This window comes from Streptomyces sp. NPDC048521 (assembly GCF_043199855.1).
Lineage (GTDB): Bacteria > Actinomycetota > Actinomycetes > Streptomycetales > Streptomycetaceae > Streptomyces.
Map to the genome: position 1 here is coordinate 103835 of NZ_JBICWR010000005.1, position 15423 is coordinate 119257.

Consider the following 15423-nt stretch of genomic DNA (forward strand, 5'->3'; position numbering starts at 1 on the left):
TGCGCCCGCCGGGTCGTCGTCGCCTGACGGGAGACAGCCACTCCTCAGCTCGGGTCCCCCCACACGGCTCGCAGATCCTCGCAGCGGACGGTGATCGACGCGTCGGTGAGCGCGATCTCGTGCAGGCACCCGCCGTTCTCGTCGGGGAGGATCTCGTCGAGGAGCACGGTGTCGACCGGCATCCAGTCGATGGAGTGTCCATGGTCGATGGAGAAGTGCGTCACGCCCGAGTAGCTGATGCGCAGGCCGGAGTCGTGCTTGAACTTGTTGGGCGCGAGGTCCAGGACCAGGCTGCCGCTCTTGTCGGTGGCGAGGTGGACCCCGGCCAGTTCCAGGTCCTTGACGCAGCGGGTCGCGCCCGCGATGTCGTAGTGGCCGGGGTCGGTGGCGAAGGACCGGGCGCCCGGGGGCAGGTGGGCGCGCAGGCGCGGCAGCTCGGCCAGATAGGCCCTGGCATCCACGTAGAACCCTCCGTCATCCCAGACGGCGGTGACGTACTTCATGTGCAGCCTTCCGGGGTGGAGGCGGTCGCCTCCCTTGTCTTCGGTGCTCGAACCCCGCCACCTGACAGAGGTGTACCAGGTAGGGCACCTAGTGGTCAGACGGGGATCCAGTCGGGCCACTGTGGTGGGACGTTGGTCGCGGGGCACAGGCCGGAGTCGCCGGGATAGTCGGCCAGGGTTCCTCGGGTCGCGAAGAACCACCATGCCGTCCCCACCGTCGCGGCTACCACCAGCAGCGTCGGCAGTGAGACGCGGACCGCCGTCGGTGCGCGAGGCACCAGGCGTCGGCCGAGGGCCCGCGCCACCAGTCCGACGAGTGCTTCGGCCCCCACGAGCAAGGGGAGCAAGAAGTTGAGTTCGAAGCGTCCGCCGGCGTCGTAACCCGCGTCGCAGTACGCGCGCGCCCAGACGGTCAGCGACCAGGTGACGCAGCCCATGGCGGCTCCGAACAGTGCGGAGCCCGCCCAGGGGAGGCAGGAGGTGGATGTCGGCTCGGTTGTGGCCACGCCAGGACACGACATCGAATACCCCACCCATGGTTCCCCGGTCCCCTCACCGAGCTGAACCGTCAGTGGTCGGCGGTGGCCTCCCACATGTCCCTCAACGACTGCCGGACGGAGGTCTTCGGTGCCCAGCCCAGGAGGCGTTCGGCGAGCCGGACGTCGGCCTGGGTCCAGTCCCCTCCGTTCGAGGGCACCGGTCCGCTGGTCAACTCGAGCACGTCGGGGTCCTGCCCGGCCTCGACGACGAGCAGCGCGAGCATCCGGCGCATGTCGAGGGCCTCGCCCCGCCCGATGTTGACGGCCCGACCGGAGAGCGAGGACGTGGCCGCCCGTACGACCGCATCGGCCAGATCCCGTACGTCGACGAAGTCCCGCTCGGACCGGCCCACCTTGAGCCGCAGCCGGTCTCCGGCCGGAAGTTCGCGGAGCCTGCGCACCACCGAGCCGAGGAAGCTGCCTGCCGCCACGCCCGGGCCGAAGACGTTCACCGCACGCAACACGACACCCTGCACGTGGCCCGCGCGGCTCGCCCGCAACACGGCATTCGAGCCGGCCAGTTTCGACAGGCCGTACGGCGTCCGCGGGTTCGGCTCGTACGACTCGTCGATCACCGTGCCGTGCGGCACCGGACCGTATTCGTGGATGGAGCCGATCTGCACGAACCGCGGTGGTGCGGGCATCAGCGCAGCGGCGTTCAGCAGGCGCTCGACGAGCTCGACATGGGCGTGCTGGTTCTCCTCCGTCGAGGCGAGCCAGCCTCCGGTGGCGTTCACCACCAGCCGGGCACCGGCCGTCGTCAGGATCTCGGCGATCTCCGCACTCGATGTCGCCGACAGGTCCACCTCGGCCCATGCGCGCCCGGCGACCGTCGGCGGACGCTTCCTGGCGACCGCGAGGACCCGGTAGCCCGTCGTCTCGAAGGCCGACACCACATGCCTACCGATGGAGCCGGTGGCCCCCAGGACGGCGACGACCGGTCGCGGCTCACCGGACGGGTCACCGGTCACCGGGGAAGTCCCCGCATCGTCATCAGCGACGTCATTCCGCACGTGATCGCTCCCTCAGGCCGGCGTAGCGGCCGGAATGAAATATCAACGGTCTCCCGTCCGCTCCCGTGGACCAGTCCACCGCCTCGGCGATCACCAGTTCATGGTCCCCCTCGGTCTGCACCGTCCTGATCCGGCAGTCCAGCCAGCCGAGTCCGTCCGCTGTCACGGGCCGCCCTGCCGGGGTGCGGACCCAGTCCAGTCCGGCGAACCGGTCGGCACCGCGTTCCGAGAAGGTCCGGCAGACCGCTTCCTGCGCATCGCTGAGGATCGTGATGGCGAAGCCGCCCGTGGCCCGGATGGCAGGCCAGGTGGTCGAGGTCAGTGCCGCGCACAACGCGATCAGAGGGGGATCCAGTGACACGGAGGTGAAGGAGTTCACCGCCATACCGGCCGGCCCGCCGTCCGTCTCCGCGGTCACCAGCACCACTCCGGTGCTGAAACGTCCGAGTACGTCACGGAAACTGCGCTGGGTCAGCACAGTCCCGTCCCCTGCCACCAGGTGGCATGCTCGGCGTACCAGCGGACGGTCTCGGCCAGCCCTTCCTCGAACGAGACCTGGGGCGCATAGCCGAGTGCACGCAGTTTCGCGTCGGTCAGGGAGTAGCGTCGGTCGTGGCCGAGGCGGTCCGGCACCCTCTCCACCTTGTCCCAGCCCGCCCCGCAGGCGCTCAGGAGCCGATCCGTCAGCTCGACGTTGGTCAGCTCGCGGGTGCCCGCGATGTGGTACACCTCGCCGGCCTCCCCCCGCTCGGCGGCGACCTGGATGCCCCGGCAGTGGTCGGTGACGTGGATCCAGTCCCGCACGTTCCCGCCGTCCCCGTAGAGCGGCACCGTGCCCCCGGTGAGCAGTCGGGTCACGAAGAGCGGGATGACCTTCTCCGGGTACTGGTACGGCCCGTAGTTGTTGCCGCACCGGGTGATGACCACGGGCAGCCCGTGGGTGACGTGATAGGCGCGTGCGAGCAGATCACCACTGGCTTTCGAAGCGGCGTACGGCGAGTTCGGCGCCAGCGGCGCGGTCTCGTCCCAGGAACCGGAGTCGATGGAGCCGTACACCTCGTCGGTGGAGACGTGGACGACGCGCCCGACCTTGGCCTCCAGACAGGCGTCGAAGAGCCTCTGCACACCGAGCACGTTGGTGCGCACGAAGTCGGCGGCCCCCGCGATCGAGCGGTCCACGTGGGACTCGGCCGCGAAGTTCACCACCACGTCGTGCCCCGGCACCACCCGGTCGAGCAGAGCGGGATCCCCGATGTCGCCGTGCACGAAGGTGAACCGGCCCTCCACCGGGGCCAGGTTGGCGAGGTTGCCCGCGTAGGTGAGCAGGTCGAGCACGGTCACCTGGGCGCCCCGCCAGGCCGGATAGGCACCGGTGAGCAGTTCCCGCACGTAGGCCGATCCGATGAAGCCGGCGCCGCCGGTCACGAGTACGCGCATATCTGCACCTTGCTGTGATCACCGAGGACCAGACGGTGCGCCTGGGGCGTCCGTGGCGCCGGCGTCACCTCCACCTCGTGGCCGATGAGGGATGCCTCGATGCGCCGCACTCCGCAGATCGAGGCCCCCCGCAGGACGACGGAGTACTCCAGCTCGCTGTCGATGATCTGGCAGTTCTCCGCAACCGAGGTGAACGGTCCCACGTAGGAGTCCTCCACCACGGTGCCGGGCCCGATGATGACCGGGCCCACGATGCGCGACCCCCGCACGACGGCGCCCGGCGCCACCGTCACCCGGCCGATCAGCTCCGAGTCACCCACCACGCCGGCGACCTCGGGCTCCATCCCCTCCAGGATGAGCCGGTTCACCTCCAGCATGTCGGCGACGTTACCGGTGTCCTTCCAGTAGCCCTCGGTGATCGTCGCCGCCACCGGGTGCCCGGCGTCCATCAGCCCGGAGATGGCGTGGGTGATCTCCAGCTCGCCCCGTTCCGAAGGGGTCAGGTCCGCCACGATCGGGTGCACCGCGGCGGTGAACAGATAGACCCCGACCAGCGCCAGATCGCTCTTGGGCTTCTCGGGCTTCTCCTCCAGCCCGATCAGCCGCCCGTCGGGGTCCAGCTGCGCCACACCGAACTGGCGCGGATCGGCGACCCGGGTCAGCAGGATCTGGGCGGCCGGGCGCTCCTTGCGGAACCGCTCCACCAGCTCCGAGATGCCGCCGATCAGGAAGTTGTCCCCGAGGTACATGACGAAGTCGTCGTCGCCCAGGTACTCCCGTGCGATCAGCACCGCGTGCGCCAGGCCGAGCGGGGCCGCCTGTGGCAGGTAGGTGACGTTCAGGCCGAAGGCCGATCCGTCGCCGACGGCGCGCTGGATCTCCGGCGCGGTGTCGCCCACCACGATGCCGACGTCGGTGATCCCGGCCTCGGCGATCGCCTCCAGTCCGTAGAAGAGCACCGGTTTGTTCGCCACCGGTACCAGTTGCTTGGCCGAGGTGTGCGTGATCGGCCGTAGCCGGGTTCCCGCGCCTCCGGCGAGGACCAAAGCCTTCACTTCATCTCCCCTTCCGTTTTCCCGGCTGACGTCCAGCCGAGTCGCACCGCCGGCCGGATCAGGCCGAACTCACCCGCGGAACACGGCGGCGTTTCTCCAGGGCCCCCTCACCGAAGCGCCGGCCTGCCCGTGACCGCCTCGACCGTTCCGGACGCCTGGGCCTCCGGCGGCCATCGGGTGGTCTCGGGCAGCCATCGGGTGGCCGTCGGGGACCAAGGGATTCCAGCGTGCTGTCGGCGATGTCGGCCGGCATGCACGCGGTCATCTCCTCGCCGACCGTGCCCACGGCTACGCGCCCCGCGGCCGTGCCTCAACAGCGGGCGGGGGTATGCCGACCCCGAGCCACTCCTCCCGCGCCGCGCCCGGTCGCGCACCTCGCCGATGATGCGGGTCCGGTCGGCTGCGCGGACGAGGGAGGACTGCTGAACAGAGGTGTGACGATGAGGAGTTCGCCGGTCGTCAGCGGTGCATCGGCGAACACCGCAGCGATGTCCTTCTCGTGCACCGGGGCGGTCCAGCTCACCCCCGGAATCTGCCCCGTCCAGATCGCGATGCCTGACGGATCTGGCGCTTCGGGGCGTCGTCGCGGACCTACTACGACGACAGCGCGACGATGCTCCGGGCCCCGGCCCGTTTCCCCGCGCGATCGCCTCGGGGGTCCGGCGGGGGCGGCCATGACGGAGAGGACGGGGTCACTCCGTCCACGCGCGGGTCGGCGGTGACGGCCGACCTCGGTGTCCTGGGGCAGGGCGCCTTAGGCCCTGTCGGGCGGCGGGTCAGCGGCCGCGCCTTCCCGCGCAGCGGCTGGGGCGTGATGATCCGCGTGACCACCGCCGGTGCCGGCGCAGCCCGGGCCGCGCCGGCACCGCGGCGACGAAGGCCAGCCCTTTTCAGCGCAAGGTTCGGCGTGGGCGGACGGTCCACACGGTCGACCCGGGCATCGCGCATCACCTGTTCGCGTAGTGGCGCATGCCGAGGGAGTCCGAGGTGTCCTCGAAGATGTGCTCCTGGCGTGGCACGGCGAGCAGCCCCAGCGGCTGTCCGCCGGACGTCGGCCCTGCGGGCGGGCCGGTGAGCAGCGCTCGGTCGGCGTGCTCGGCGCTGTTTCCGAGGTGCCGGGCCGGCCCTGCTCGGGCAGGCGGGCCGCAGACCGGGCGGAGCAGGCGGCCGACCGGGCCGTCGAGGCACACGCCTCGCCGATGCGCGCGCCCGCTGCGGTCAGCTCCGTGTGGCTGCGCTCCGCGCCGCCCCAGCGGGCGGGCACCAGCCACCGGGCGGCCCGGGCGCCGCCACCACCGGCAGCACCTCGGCACTCACCCGGCCCGCCACCTCAGCCGGTACGGCCCTGCACCCCGACGAGTTGGCGCGCCCCGGCAGCACCTCGGCACTCACCCGGCCCGCCGCTTCAGCGCGTACGGCCGCCCGGCCCGCCGCCTCAGCCCCTACGGAGCGGTGGGATGTTGTGGTTGATACGGAAGAGCTGGTTGGGGTCGTACTCGGCCTTCAGCTCGGCCAGCCGCCGGTGGTCCGCCTCGGTGTAGGCCAGCCTGACCCGCTCGGGATCCGAGTCGTGGTCGAACAGGAACCCCGGAAGCATGGCGCCGGTGTCCCAGGGGCCGAGCCGCTCCAGTTGCTCGGCGGAGGCCTTGTGCGCCGCGTCGGCCTGCTCGGCCGGAGCCGCCGCCCGCATCCACAGGTGGAAGGCCGCGCCCTGGGTGCTGACCGGGTGCGAGCGGCGGGGCGGCCGGTTGAGCGCCCCGCCCAGGTGGCGTATCTCGAGGCTGGGGAACGGCGGGCTCGCGGGCACCGTCGGGTCGATGAACGAGACCAGCTCCTTCACGGCCTCGTCGTCCAGGTCGTGCAGCAACGCGCTGCGCAGGTGCGCCATGACCGGGTTCTTGGGGTCGTCGTATATCTCGGTGATCTCCGTGTACGGAAGCGCACCGCAGGTGTCCTTCTCCGGGCCGAACGCGCGCAAGGGCTCCACCAGCCGCGCGCCCTGCTCCTCGTCCCCGATGTAGACCACCCGGAACTGCACGAACGAACGGCCCCGGAACTCGTCGGGCAGCTGCGGCGCGTCGGGGAAGCGGAGCAGCGTCACGGTGGACGACATCTCGTCCGGCTGCTCCTTGATCCAGCCGAGGTAGGTGCCGAGCAGCTGGGCGGCGTACGTGGGGTCCTCGAACGGGTACCAGATCTTGCCGCCGTAGAGGGTGCGCAGCGGCAACAGCTCGATCTCGGCCGCGACCACGACACCGAAGTTGCCCTTGCCGCCCCGCACGGCCCAGAACAGGTCGGGCTCCTGGTCGGGCGAGACGGTGCGGAGCAGGCCGTCGGCGGTGACGATGTCCAGCGAGCGGACGTGGTCGACGGCGAATCCGTAGGTGCGGCCGGTCAGGGGGAGCCCACCGCCGGTCAGGTAGCCCATCACGCCGACCAGTTCGGAGGAGCCGCACAGCGGCGCGAGGCCGTGCTCGGCCGTTGCCGTGACCACCTCGCCCCACCGCAGTCCGGCTCCGATCCTGGCGGTGCCGGCACTGGGGTCCACCGACAGCTCGCGCAGCTCCCGGGTGGTGATGAAGACGGCGCCGTCCGCGGGTACCGACTTGCCGTGCCCGGTCGACTGCACCGCGACCGGGCGTCCCGCCTCGGCCGCGAACCGGACGGCGGCGGCCACGTCAGCGGCGTCGGCGGCGACCACGACCGCCGCGGGCCGGTGCTGAACTGTCAGCAGCCAGCCGGAGACGGCCTCCTCGAAGCCGTCGTCACCGGGGTGGAGCGTGCGCCCGCGGATCGACGCGCCCAGGCTGACGACGTCGTGCCAGACCGCCGGGCCGTCGGTGAGGTGGTCGCCGGTGAACTCGGCCGAGGTGGTGGTGTGCGCCAGCACGCCGTCGGCGGTGTACACCTTGGCGGTGCCGGTCCCGCGGTATCCGTCCTCCTCGAGGTGAGCCTCGACCTGTATCTGCACGCTGCCCGACCGGTCGGCGGCCGGAGTGAAGATCTCGGTCAACTCGTAGGAGAACCGGCCGGGCTGCCCCGCGCTCCAGAGTCCGGTGCCGACGCTGACGGGGGTGCGCAGCGCGACTGTTCCGTCGGGCGCGAACGAGATGGTGGAGGAGGAGCCGGCCTGGTCGTCGTGGTGGACGCGACCGGTCCACACGCCCACGGGGGTCTGGACGGCGTCGGGCGTGGAGTTCTTGTCCAGCATGTCAGTTGTCCACTTTCTCGAAGGACTGCGCCGCGTCGTCCGCCTCCGCGAGTGGCGGGGGGCCGGGCATCCGGGCGTTGCGGAGCAGCGTCGCGGCCGCTACGGCCAGCAGCACGGCGAGTACCGCGCCGACGATCGCGGTCGCCTGCAGGCCTTCCACGAACGCGTCCCGGGCCGCCGTCAGCAGCCGGGAGCCCTCGGCTGCCGGCAGCTGGTGGGCGACGTCCACCGCGGCGGCGAGGGTGTCCTTGGCCGTCTTGCCGGCGGAGGCGGGCAGCCCCTCGGGGAGCGTGTCGTCCAGGTTCGCCCGGTACACCGCGAAGCCGACGCTGCCGATCACCGCGACGCCCAGCGCGCTGCCGAGTTCGGTGCCGGTCGAGGCCATCGCGGACGCGGCGCCGGCCCGCTCGGGCGGGGCGGCTCCCACGATCAGTGCGGTGCCCAGCGAGACCATCGGTCCGAGCCCGAGGCCGGTGACGGCCGCTCCTGCCACCGCGATGTACAGGTCGTCCGGACCGCTGACCTGGGCCAGCACCACCATGCCGACCGCGGAGACCACCAGGCCGCCGGTGAGCAGCGTGCTCAGCTTCATGCGGCCCGCGAGGTTGGGCGCCCCCATCGCGCCGATCATGATCATGATGGTGGTGGGCAGCGACCAGAGCCCGGCCTGAACCGGCTCGAGCCCGCGGACCAGCTGCAGGTACTGCATGACGAAGAACTGCGAGGCCGCGGAGAGCAGGGTGGATAGCACGAGCATGACAAGCGCGGTGCCGAACAGGCTCTTGCGGAACAGCGCGAGGTCGACCAGCGGCTGCTCGATCCGGCGCTGACGCGAGATGAAGAGCGCGGCCAGCGCCAGGCCGACGACGATGGCGATGCCCGACTCCACCTGCAGGCCGTCCGCGGCGATCCGCTTGAGTCCGAAGATCAGGGCGAGGATTCCGAGGATGGACATGATCGCGCTGATGAAGTCCGGGCGGGCGACCGACTCGTCCCGGTACTCCGGCAGCACGAGCGGGCCGAACACGATCAGCAGCAGCATGATGGGGACGCCGAGCAGGAAGACCGAGCCCCACCAGAAGAACTCCAGGAAGGTACCGCCGATCAGGGGCCCGATCACCGTGCCGAGGCCGAAGAAGCCGGTCCAGGCCCCGATGGCGGCACCCTGCTGCTTGGGGTCCTGGAACATGACCCGGATCAGGGAGAGGGTGGAGGGCATCAGGGTGGAGCCCGCGATGCCAAGCAGCGCCCGAGCGGCGATGAGCATCACCGCGTTGACCGCGAACGCCGACAGCACCGAGGCCACTCCGAAGGCGACCGCGCCGATCAGCAGCAGCCGCCGGCGGCCGATCCGGTCCCCGATCGCGCCCATGGGGATGAGGAAGCCGGCGATGAGGAAACCGTAGATGTCCACGATCCACAGCAACTCGGTGTTGCCGGGCCGCAGGTCGGCGGTGAGAGTGGGCAGTGCCAGGTGCAGCACGGTCAGGTCCATCGCGATGAGCATGGTGGGGAGCGCGAGGACCGCCAGCCCTAACCATTCTCTTCGGGTCGCCCGCGGTGCTGCCGCCTGACCGACGTCGGTACTCAACGGAATCTCCTTGCGTTGTGAACGCTGGACAACGGAACCCTAAAAGCTCAAGTCAGGTTGAGGTCAAGGCCTGATCCTCCCGCCGCACCCTGACGGCCGTGGCGCGCAGCTCCTCCAGCAACCGCGCCTGCCGGAGACAGTCGGGATCGTGGTGGGCCCCGGCCCGTACGGCGTCCGCGAACGCGTCCACGGTGTTGCCGACCTGGTCGTCGGGGGAGAGCCGCAGCTCCTCCACCCCGGACCCGCGTGCCACCCGCAGCACCGGGACGTGGTCCGCGGGAGGGGTGAAGGCCCGGTCCACGGTGATGTGGCCCTCGCTGCCGCGCACCTGGTACGCCGACAGGTAGGCGTGCTCGAGACCGAAGGTGAGCTGCGCGGTCACCCCGGACCCGGTCGCCAGCAGGGCGGCCCCCGAGGTCTCCACCCGACGGCCCGGACCCTCCGTCAGCACCGCACCGGCCACCCGCAGTCCGGCCCCGAGCAGGTGGAGGGCCGCCCGGACCGGGTAGACGCCCACGTCCCACAGGGCGCCGCCGCCCAGCTCGGGCCGGTAGCGGATGTTGTCATCGGGCAGCGCGGGGACGGCGAACGTGGCGTGCAGGGACCGCGGTTCGCCGATGGCGCCCGCGGCCAGCAGCCGCCGTACCTCGGCGTGCTGCGCGTGGTGCACGAACATCACGTTCTCCATCAGCACCAGGCCACGCGCGGCCGCCTCGTCGAGCAGCCGCTCGGTCCGCGTCGCGTCCGTGGTGAGCGGTTTCTCCGCCAGTACGTGCTTGCCTGCCCGCAGCGCCGCCCCCACCCACTCGGCGTGCAGCCCTGTCGGCAGCGGCACGTACACCGCGTCGACGTCGTCGCGGTCCAGCAACTCGGCGTAGCCGGGCACGGCGCGGCAGCCGTACCTGCGGGCCTGTTCCGCCGCCTTGGCCGGGTCGCGGCTGGCGATCGCCGCCAGCTCGACGCCGGGGCGGGCGGCCATCGCCGGCAGCATCCGGCGGAGCGCGATGTCGGCACAGCCGAGCACGCCGATCCGCACCGTCGCCGCGTCGCGCTCGCTCACCGCGCCCCCGCAAGCATCCCGTTCAGGCATGCGAGCAGGCTGCGGGCCTGCACGTTGACGTAATTGCTGTGGCTGACCAGTGAGGTGAGCTGACCCACGGTCACCCAGCAGAAGCCGGGCGGCGGTTCGAGGGGCACCTGGTCCTCCTCGGGCTCCAGCACCAGGTAGCGGCTCTCGGCGTTCAGGAAGCGGCCCCCCTCCTCGGAGTGCACGGCCTCGTACCGGACGATCGACGGGTCGGCGGAGAGCACCAGGTCGAGGAAGGCGGGACGGTCCTCGGGCGGCAGGTCGTCGTGGTTGCCCGGCACGCACTGCACGGTGGGTCCCAGCTCCAGCGAATCCAGGAAGCCGGCCTCCGCCCTGGCCCGCATGAGCACGTGCAGCACCCCGTCGATCCGCCGGGTGACGAAGGCCGTGACGCCCAGGCCCCGCGGCTCGACCAGGGGCTGGGTCCAGCGGCTCACCTCGCGGCTGCCGGCCTGCACCGACACCGCCACCACCCGGAAGAACCGGCCGTCGGGCCGGTCTATGGCGTGTGTGCCCCTGACCCAGCCGGGCAGTCCGGCCAGCGGCACCCGTTCGGCTCGCACGTTCTGCCGCGCACGCTCCGCCGTGAACCACGACAACAGCTCGACGTCGGAGTGCAGCGCCCCGGCGTGCCGGGAGCGGGCCAGCGCGGCCACGAACGGGTCGCGGGCCCGGTCGGGGTCCACGGCCCCGATGGGGGCGCAGGCCAGCACGGTCCTGGCGTCCATGTTGACCACGTTGTCCAGGTGCAGCAGTTCGCCGATCTGCCCGAGGGTGAGCCAGCAGAAGTCGCCGTGCGGCTCGATGTCGTCGTCGACCTCGACGATCATGTTGCGGTTGCTCTTGCGGTGGAACCAGGCACCGTGTTCGGACTGCAACACGTCGGCGAGGACCCGGCCCCGTCCCGGCTCGACGAAGTAGTCCAGGTACCGCACCGGCGCGCCCTGGTGCACCCGGGTGTAGTTGCTCCGGGTGGCCTGCACCGTCGGGGACAGTTGCAGCAGGTTGGGGTTGCCCGGCTCCATCTTGGCCTGCATGAGGCAGTGCAGGACCCCGTCGAACTCCTTCACCAGGATCCCGAGGATGCCCACCTCGGCCTGCTTGATGATCGGCTGGTGCCACTCCCGGTGCGGCCCGGCCTCGGTGGTGACGTGCAACCCCTCGACGGTGAAGAAGCGACCGCTGTCGTGTACGAGGTTGCCGGTGTCGGGGTGGAAGGACCAGCGGTCCAGCTCGGTGAAGGGGATGCGGTCCACGCGGAACGCGTGCGCCCGCCGGTGGCCGGCCAGCCAGCCGGAGAACTCCTCGGTGCGCAGCACCGCGCCCTGCGTGGTGATGAGCGAATCGGCGAGCCTGCCGGGCAACTCGATGTCGGCACGGGGGCGCAGCAGGGCGTTCGGGGACATGGGGGGACTCCCTAACCAGGTGAGGGGCGTGGACGGGGCGGCGTCGCGGGACCGGCACGCTCATCCACGGTCGGCCACGAACTCCTGGATCGAGGCGATCACGTAGTCGAGCATCTCTTCGGTGAGCCCCGGGTAGACGCCGACCCAGAAGCTGTGGTCGGTGATGATGTCGCTGTTGGTGAGCTGCCCCACCACCCGGTGCGGCTGGTCGAGGTAGGCCGGGTGCCTGGTCAGGTTCCCGGCGAAGAGCAGCCGGGTGCCGATCTTGCGCCCTTCGAGGAACGCGGTCAGCTCACCCCGGGTGAAGCGGGCCTGCGGGTCCACGGTGATGACGAACCCGAACCAGCTGGGGTCGGTGCCCTCGGTCGCCTCGGGCAGGAGCAGCCCGGGGGTGCCGTCCAGACCGCTGCGCAGCCGTTGCCAGTTGCGCCGCCGCGCGGCACAGAACTCGTCCAGCTTGGCGAGCTGCGCCAGCCCCAGCGCGCCCTGCAGGTCGGTCGCCTTCAGGTTGTACCCCACGTGGGAGAAGACGTACTTGTGGTCGTACCCCTGTGGCAACGTGCCCAATTGGTAGGAGAACCGCTTGAGGCACTTGTCGTTCTCTCCGGGCTCGCACCAGCAGTCCCGCCCCCAGTCGCGCATGGACTCCACGATGCGGGCCAGTTTCAGGTCCGAGGTGAGCACACAGCCGCCCTCGCCCATGGCGAGATGGTGCGCGGGATAGAAACTCACCGTGCTCAGGTCCCCGAAGCTGCCGGTGAGGCGGCCGTCGCACAGCGAACCGACCGCGTCGCAGTTGTCCTCCACGAAGAACAGGCCGTGTGCTTCGGCGAGTTCGGCGATCTGCCCGGCGGGGAACGGATTGCCCAGCGTGTGGGCCATCATGATCGCCCGGGTGCGCGGCCCGATGGCCTCGGCGACCCGCTCGGCCGTGGTGTTGTAGGTGCCCAGTTCCACGTCCACGAAGACCGGCACGAGACCGTTCTGCAGGATCGGGTTGACGGTGGTGGGGAAGGCCGCGGCCACCGTGATCACCTCGTCGCCCGGCCGCAGCCGCCGGTCCTCCAGCACGGGGGAGGTCAGGGCGGACAGCGCGAGCAGGTTGGCCGAGGACCCGGAGTTGGTGAGGTGCGCTTTGCGCCGCTGCAGTTTGCGGGCGAACCGCGACTCGAACCGGCGGGAGCTGGGCCCGGCGGCGATGCGCATGTCCAGTGCGGCCTCGACCAGCGCCACGCGGTCGTCCTCGTCCAGCACGGCGCCGGACGGCCAGATCTCCGTGACCCCGGGGACGAAGGCCGCATCCTCCTGGGCTTCCCTGTGGTACTTGCGGACCGTTTCCAAGAGCTGCTGTTTCGACTGCTCTGCGTTCATGCCTGCCTGCCCCATTTCCATCGTCAGTGTGTGCCGCCGGTGCTCTCCAGCACGGCGTCCCGCCAGTCCGCGAGCAGCCCTGCGGCGAGCGCCTCACGCATCCCCTGCGCCTGAGCGTCCTTGTCCGACATCAGCGGCGGCTCGGTGAACTCCCAGGGGAGCGCCAGGTCGGGGTCGAGGGGGTCGATGTCGATCTGGGTGCCCGGCACGTACCGCGTGGAGACCACGTAGCAGATGCAGGCGTCGTCGGTGAGCGTCAGGAATCCGTGCCCGACCCCCTCCGGCACGTACACGCACCGCCCCGACTCGGCGTCCAGCAGGGTCACGTGGTGCGCGCCGAAGGCGGGCGAACCCACCCGCAGGTCCACGACGATGTCGCGGAGCGCCCCGCGCACGCAGGTGACGTACTTGGCCTGCCCCGGCGGTACGGCCACCCCGTGGATACCGCGCAGGGTGTTGCGCCGGGACACCGAGTAGTTGATCTGCTCGGGCCGGAACGGACGCCCGGTGACCGCCTCGACCTGGTCGCAGCGGAGCGCTTCGAAGAACGTGCCCCGCTCGTCGCGGATCTGCTTCGGGGTGAACACGAACGCGCCGGGCACCCGGGTCTCGACCACGTCCATGTCCGGTCAGTCCCGGGTGCGGTACTGCGCGGCCGTCCGCTCCAGGATCGGCACGATCTCGCTGGGGCCGGGGGCGGCGGTCAGGTCCGCGTACACGGCGGCGGCCCCCTGCCGGAACGACGGCTCGGTCAGCAGCCTGGAAAGCTCCTTGCGTACCTGCTCCGCGGTCAGACCGTCGCTGTGCAGCGTCACACCCGCGCCCCTGGACTCCAGGTAGGGGGTGAGGCACAGCGCGCTGCCCAGGTCCTCCATGACGGTCATCTGGGGGACGCGGTGCGCGGCCGCGGCGAAGGCCGTGCCGTAGCCGCCGTGGTGGATGATCGCCGAGCAGGTCGGCATCACCTGGGTGAGCGGGAGGTAGTCGAATATCCGCACGTTGTCGGGGACGCGCGTGTCCTTCCCCAGCTGGTTGGGGTTGATCGTGGCCACCACCTCGACGTCCATGTCGGCCACCGCCTCGAGCACGGCCGCGATCCGCTCGTCCTGGCCGGCGAAGACCGTACGCGCGGTGACGCCCAGCGACAGGCACACCCGGGGCCGCGACGGCGGCTGCGACAGCCACTCCGGCACCGGGGCCGCGCCGGTGTACGGCACCCAGCGCATCGGCAGGGTGCGATGCCCTTCCGGCCTGGGCAGCTGCGAGGGAATGGGGTCCACGGTGAAGTCGCCCAGCAGCATCTCTTCCGAGAAGTCGTAGCCGAATCGGCCGAATATCGGCGCCAGGGTGTCGGCCAGCGGGTTCGCGTGCGACTCGCTCCGCGACGCGCGTTCCGCCAACCGCTGCTGGATCAGGCCGAAGTAGTCGGGACCCCACATCAACCGGGCGGACGCGGCCCCGGATTCACGGGCCGCGACCGACCCGATGGGACTGGCCGGGTCCCAGATCACCAGGTCCGGCCGCCAGTCCCGGGCGAACTCGACCAGCGTGTCGGCGAGTGGCTGCTGCCCCTCGGCGTCCGGGTAGTAGCGCCGGCAGTTCAGCAGCACGTAGAACCGGACCGACTCCCAGAGCCGGCCGAATGCGGAACCGGGCTCGAAAGCGAGCGCCTCACTGAATCGGTCCAGCTCCTCCTGGGGGATGTCCGGCGGTCCGGAAGGGGAATCGCCGAGCCGGACCGCGGTGAGACCGGCAGCGGTGATCTGCTCGGCCAGTGCCGTGTTGCTCGCCAGTCGCACCTCGTGCCCGGCGCTCTGCAGCGCCCACGCCAGCGGAATGCTGGGGTACAGATGGGCGGTAAACGGTGCGACCGCAATGAGGACCCGCATGGTGAGTTCCTTCTCATCGTCCGTCGTTCGGTGGGTGGACGGTGCTGGGTGGGAGAAATCCCCGGGGTCTTTCCACAACAGGATCGGGAGGACTGGCACATCTCTGAAAAGCGCCTGCGAATATGTGTCCCGACAGGGTCTCGAAGACAAAGCACCGGACTCTGATAATGAGTCTCTTCGCCGCAGGTCGAGCGCGCAAGATCGATTTTTTCAGGGTTCCGCAAAGCTCGTGTCAGTCGTCTCTCCGAATGTCATGGGAATGTAAGACGGCGGTCAGGAACGGCACGAATCCGCTGGTCGCGAGAGTGCCGGTCCGGTACG

The 15423-nt window shown here is 70.8% G+C and carries 14 protein-coding genes; all 14 read right to left on the reverse strand.

Features of this window, described 5'->3' with window-relative positions:
- Positions 1-44: 44 nt before the first annotated feature.
- Positions 45-503, reverse strand: coding sequence for a hypothetical protein (locus ACGFRF_RS14115; protein ID WP_393739539.1), 459 nt, complete (start codon positions 501-503; stop codon positions 45-47).
- Between the two features lie 95 nt (positions 504-598).
- Positions 599-1009 carry a hypothetical protein gene (locus ACGFRF_RS14120; protein WP_393739541.1) on the reverse strand — a complete coding sequence of 137 codons (411 nt, stop codon included), beginning with the start codon at positions 1007-1009 and terminating at the stop codon, positions 599-601.
- Positions 1010-1071: 62 nt separating this feature from the next.
- Positions 1072-2013 carry an NAD-dependent epimerase/dehydratase family protein gene (locus tag ACGFRF_RS14125; protein ID WP_393739543.1) on the reverse strand — a complete coding sequence of 314 codons (942 nt, stop codon included), beginning with the start codon at positions 2011-2013 and terminating at the stop codon, positions 1072-1074.
- 31 nt (positions 2014-2044) lie between these two features.
- Complete coding sequence (locus tag ACGFRF_RS14130; protein WP_393739545.1) at positions 2045-2533, reverse strand: flavin reductase family protein; 489 nt, start codon at positions 2531-2533, stop codon at positions 2045-2047.
- Entirely contained in the window at positions 2527-3492 is a 966-nt protein-coding gene (gene rfbB, locus ACGFRF_RS14135; RefSeq protein WP_393739547.1) for a dTDP-glucose 4,6-dehydratase, read from the reverse strand. Before rfbB ends, ACGFRF_RS14130 begins: the two co-directional genes overlap by 7 nt.
- Positions 3477-4547 (reverse strand): glucose-1-phosphate thymidylyltransferase, encoded by a 1071-nt coding sequence (locus tag ACGFRF_RS14140; protein WP_393739549.1) that lies wholly within the window; start codon positions 4545-4547, stop codon positions 3477-3479. Before ACGFRF_RS14140 ends, rfbB begins: the two co-directional genes overlap by 16 nt.
- Before the next feature lie 947 nt (positions 4548-5494).
- Positions 5495-5737, reverse strand: coding sequence for a hypothetical protein (locus ACGFRF_RS14145; protein ID WP_393739551.1), 243 nt, complete (start codon positions 5735-5737; stop codon positions 5495-5497).
- A 245-nt stretch (positions 5738-5982) separates the two neighbouring features.
- Positions 5983-7758 (reverse strand): FAD-binding oxidoreductase, encoded by a 1776-nt coding sequence (locus tag ACGFRF_RS14150; RefSeq protein WP_393739553.1) that lies wholly within the window; start codon positions 7756-7758, stop codon positions 5983-5985.
- 1 nt (position 7759) lies between these two features.
- Entirely contained in the window at positions 7760-9349 is a 1590-nt protein-coding gene (locus tag ACGFRF_RS14155; protein WP_393739555.1) for an MFS transporter, read from the reverse strand.
- 52 nt (positions 9350-9401) lie between these two features.
- On the reverse strand, positions 9402-10439 hold the full coding sequence (locus ACGFRF_RS14160) for a Gfo/Idh/MocA family protein (protein ID WP_393739557.1): 1038 nt from the start codon (positions 10437-10439) through the stop codon (positions 9402-9404).
- The gene (locus tag ACGFRF_RS14165; RefSeq protein WP_393739559.1) at positions 10406-11842 is read right to left on the reverse strand and encodes an NDP-hexose 2,3-dehydratase family protein; all 1437 of its coding nucleotides are present in this window, start codon (positions 11840-11842) and stop codon (positions 10406-10408) included. The genes ACGFRF_RS14160 and ACGFRF_RS14165 overlap by 34 nt, the downstream gene beginning before the upstream one ends.
- 60 nt (positions 11843-11902) lie before the next feature.
- Positions 11903-13213 (reverse strand): lipopolysaccharide biosynthesis protein RfbH, encoded by a 1311-nt coding sequence (rfbH, locus tag ACGFRF_RS14170; RefSeq protein WP_393739561.1) that lies wholly within the window; start codon positions 13211-13213, stop codon positions 11903-11905.
- Positions 13214-13236: 23 nt separating this feature from the next.
- Entirely contained in the window at positions 13237-13836 is a 600-nt protein-coding gene (locus ACGFRF_RS14175) for a dTDP-4-dehydrorhamnose 3,5-epimerase family protein (protein ID WP_393739562.1), read from the reverse strand.
- A gap of 6 nt (positions 13837-13842) precedes the next feature.
- Complete coding sequence (locus tag ACGFRF_RS14180) at positions 13843-15102, reverse strand: nucleotide disphospho-sugar-binding domain-containing protein (protein WP_393739564.1); 1260 nt, start codon at positions 15100-15102, stop codon at positions 13843-13845.
- Positions 15103-15423: the final 321 nt, after the last annotated feature.

Bases quoted from the DNA above. Each gene is read 5' to 3' on its own strand.
- ACGFRF_RS14180 (WP_393739564.1), bottom strand. From the start codon at position 15,102: ATGCGGGTCCTCATTGCGGTCGCACCGTTTACCGCCCATCTGTACCCC.
- ACGFRF_RS14115 (WP_393739539.1), bottom strand. From the start codon at position 503: ATGAAGTACGTCACCGCCGTCTGGGATGACGGAGGGTTCTACGTGGAT.
- ACGFRF_RS14150 (WP_393739553.1), bottom strand. From the start codon at position 7,758: ATGCTGGACAAGAACTCCACGCCCGACGCCGTCCAGACCCCCGTGGGC.
- rfbH (WP_393739561.1), bottom strand. From the start codon at position 13,213: ATGAACGCAGAGCAGTCGAAACAGCAGCTCTTGGAAACGGTCCGCAAG.
- ACGFRF_RS14160 (WP_393739557.1), bottom strand. From the start codon at position 10,439: ATGCCTGAACGGGATGCTTGCGGGGGCGCGGTGAGCGAGCGCGACGCG.
- ACGFRF_RS14175 (WP_393739562.1), bottom strand. From the start codon at position 13,836: ATGGACGTGGTCGAGACCCGGGTGCCCGGCGCGTTCGTGTTCACCCCG.
- rfbB (WP_393739547.1), bottom strand. From the start codon at position 3,492: ATGCGCGTACTCGTGACCGGCGGCGCCGGCTTCATCGGATCGGCCTAC.
- ACGFRF_RS14165 (WP_393739559.1), bottom strand. From the start codon at position 11,842: ATGTCCCCGAACGCCCTGCTGCGCCCCCGTGCCGACATCGAGTTGCCC.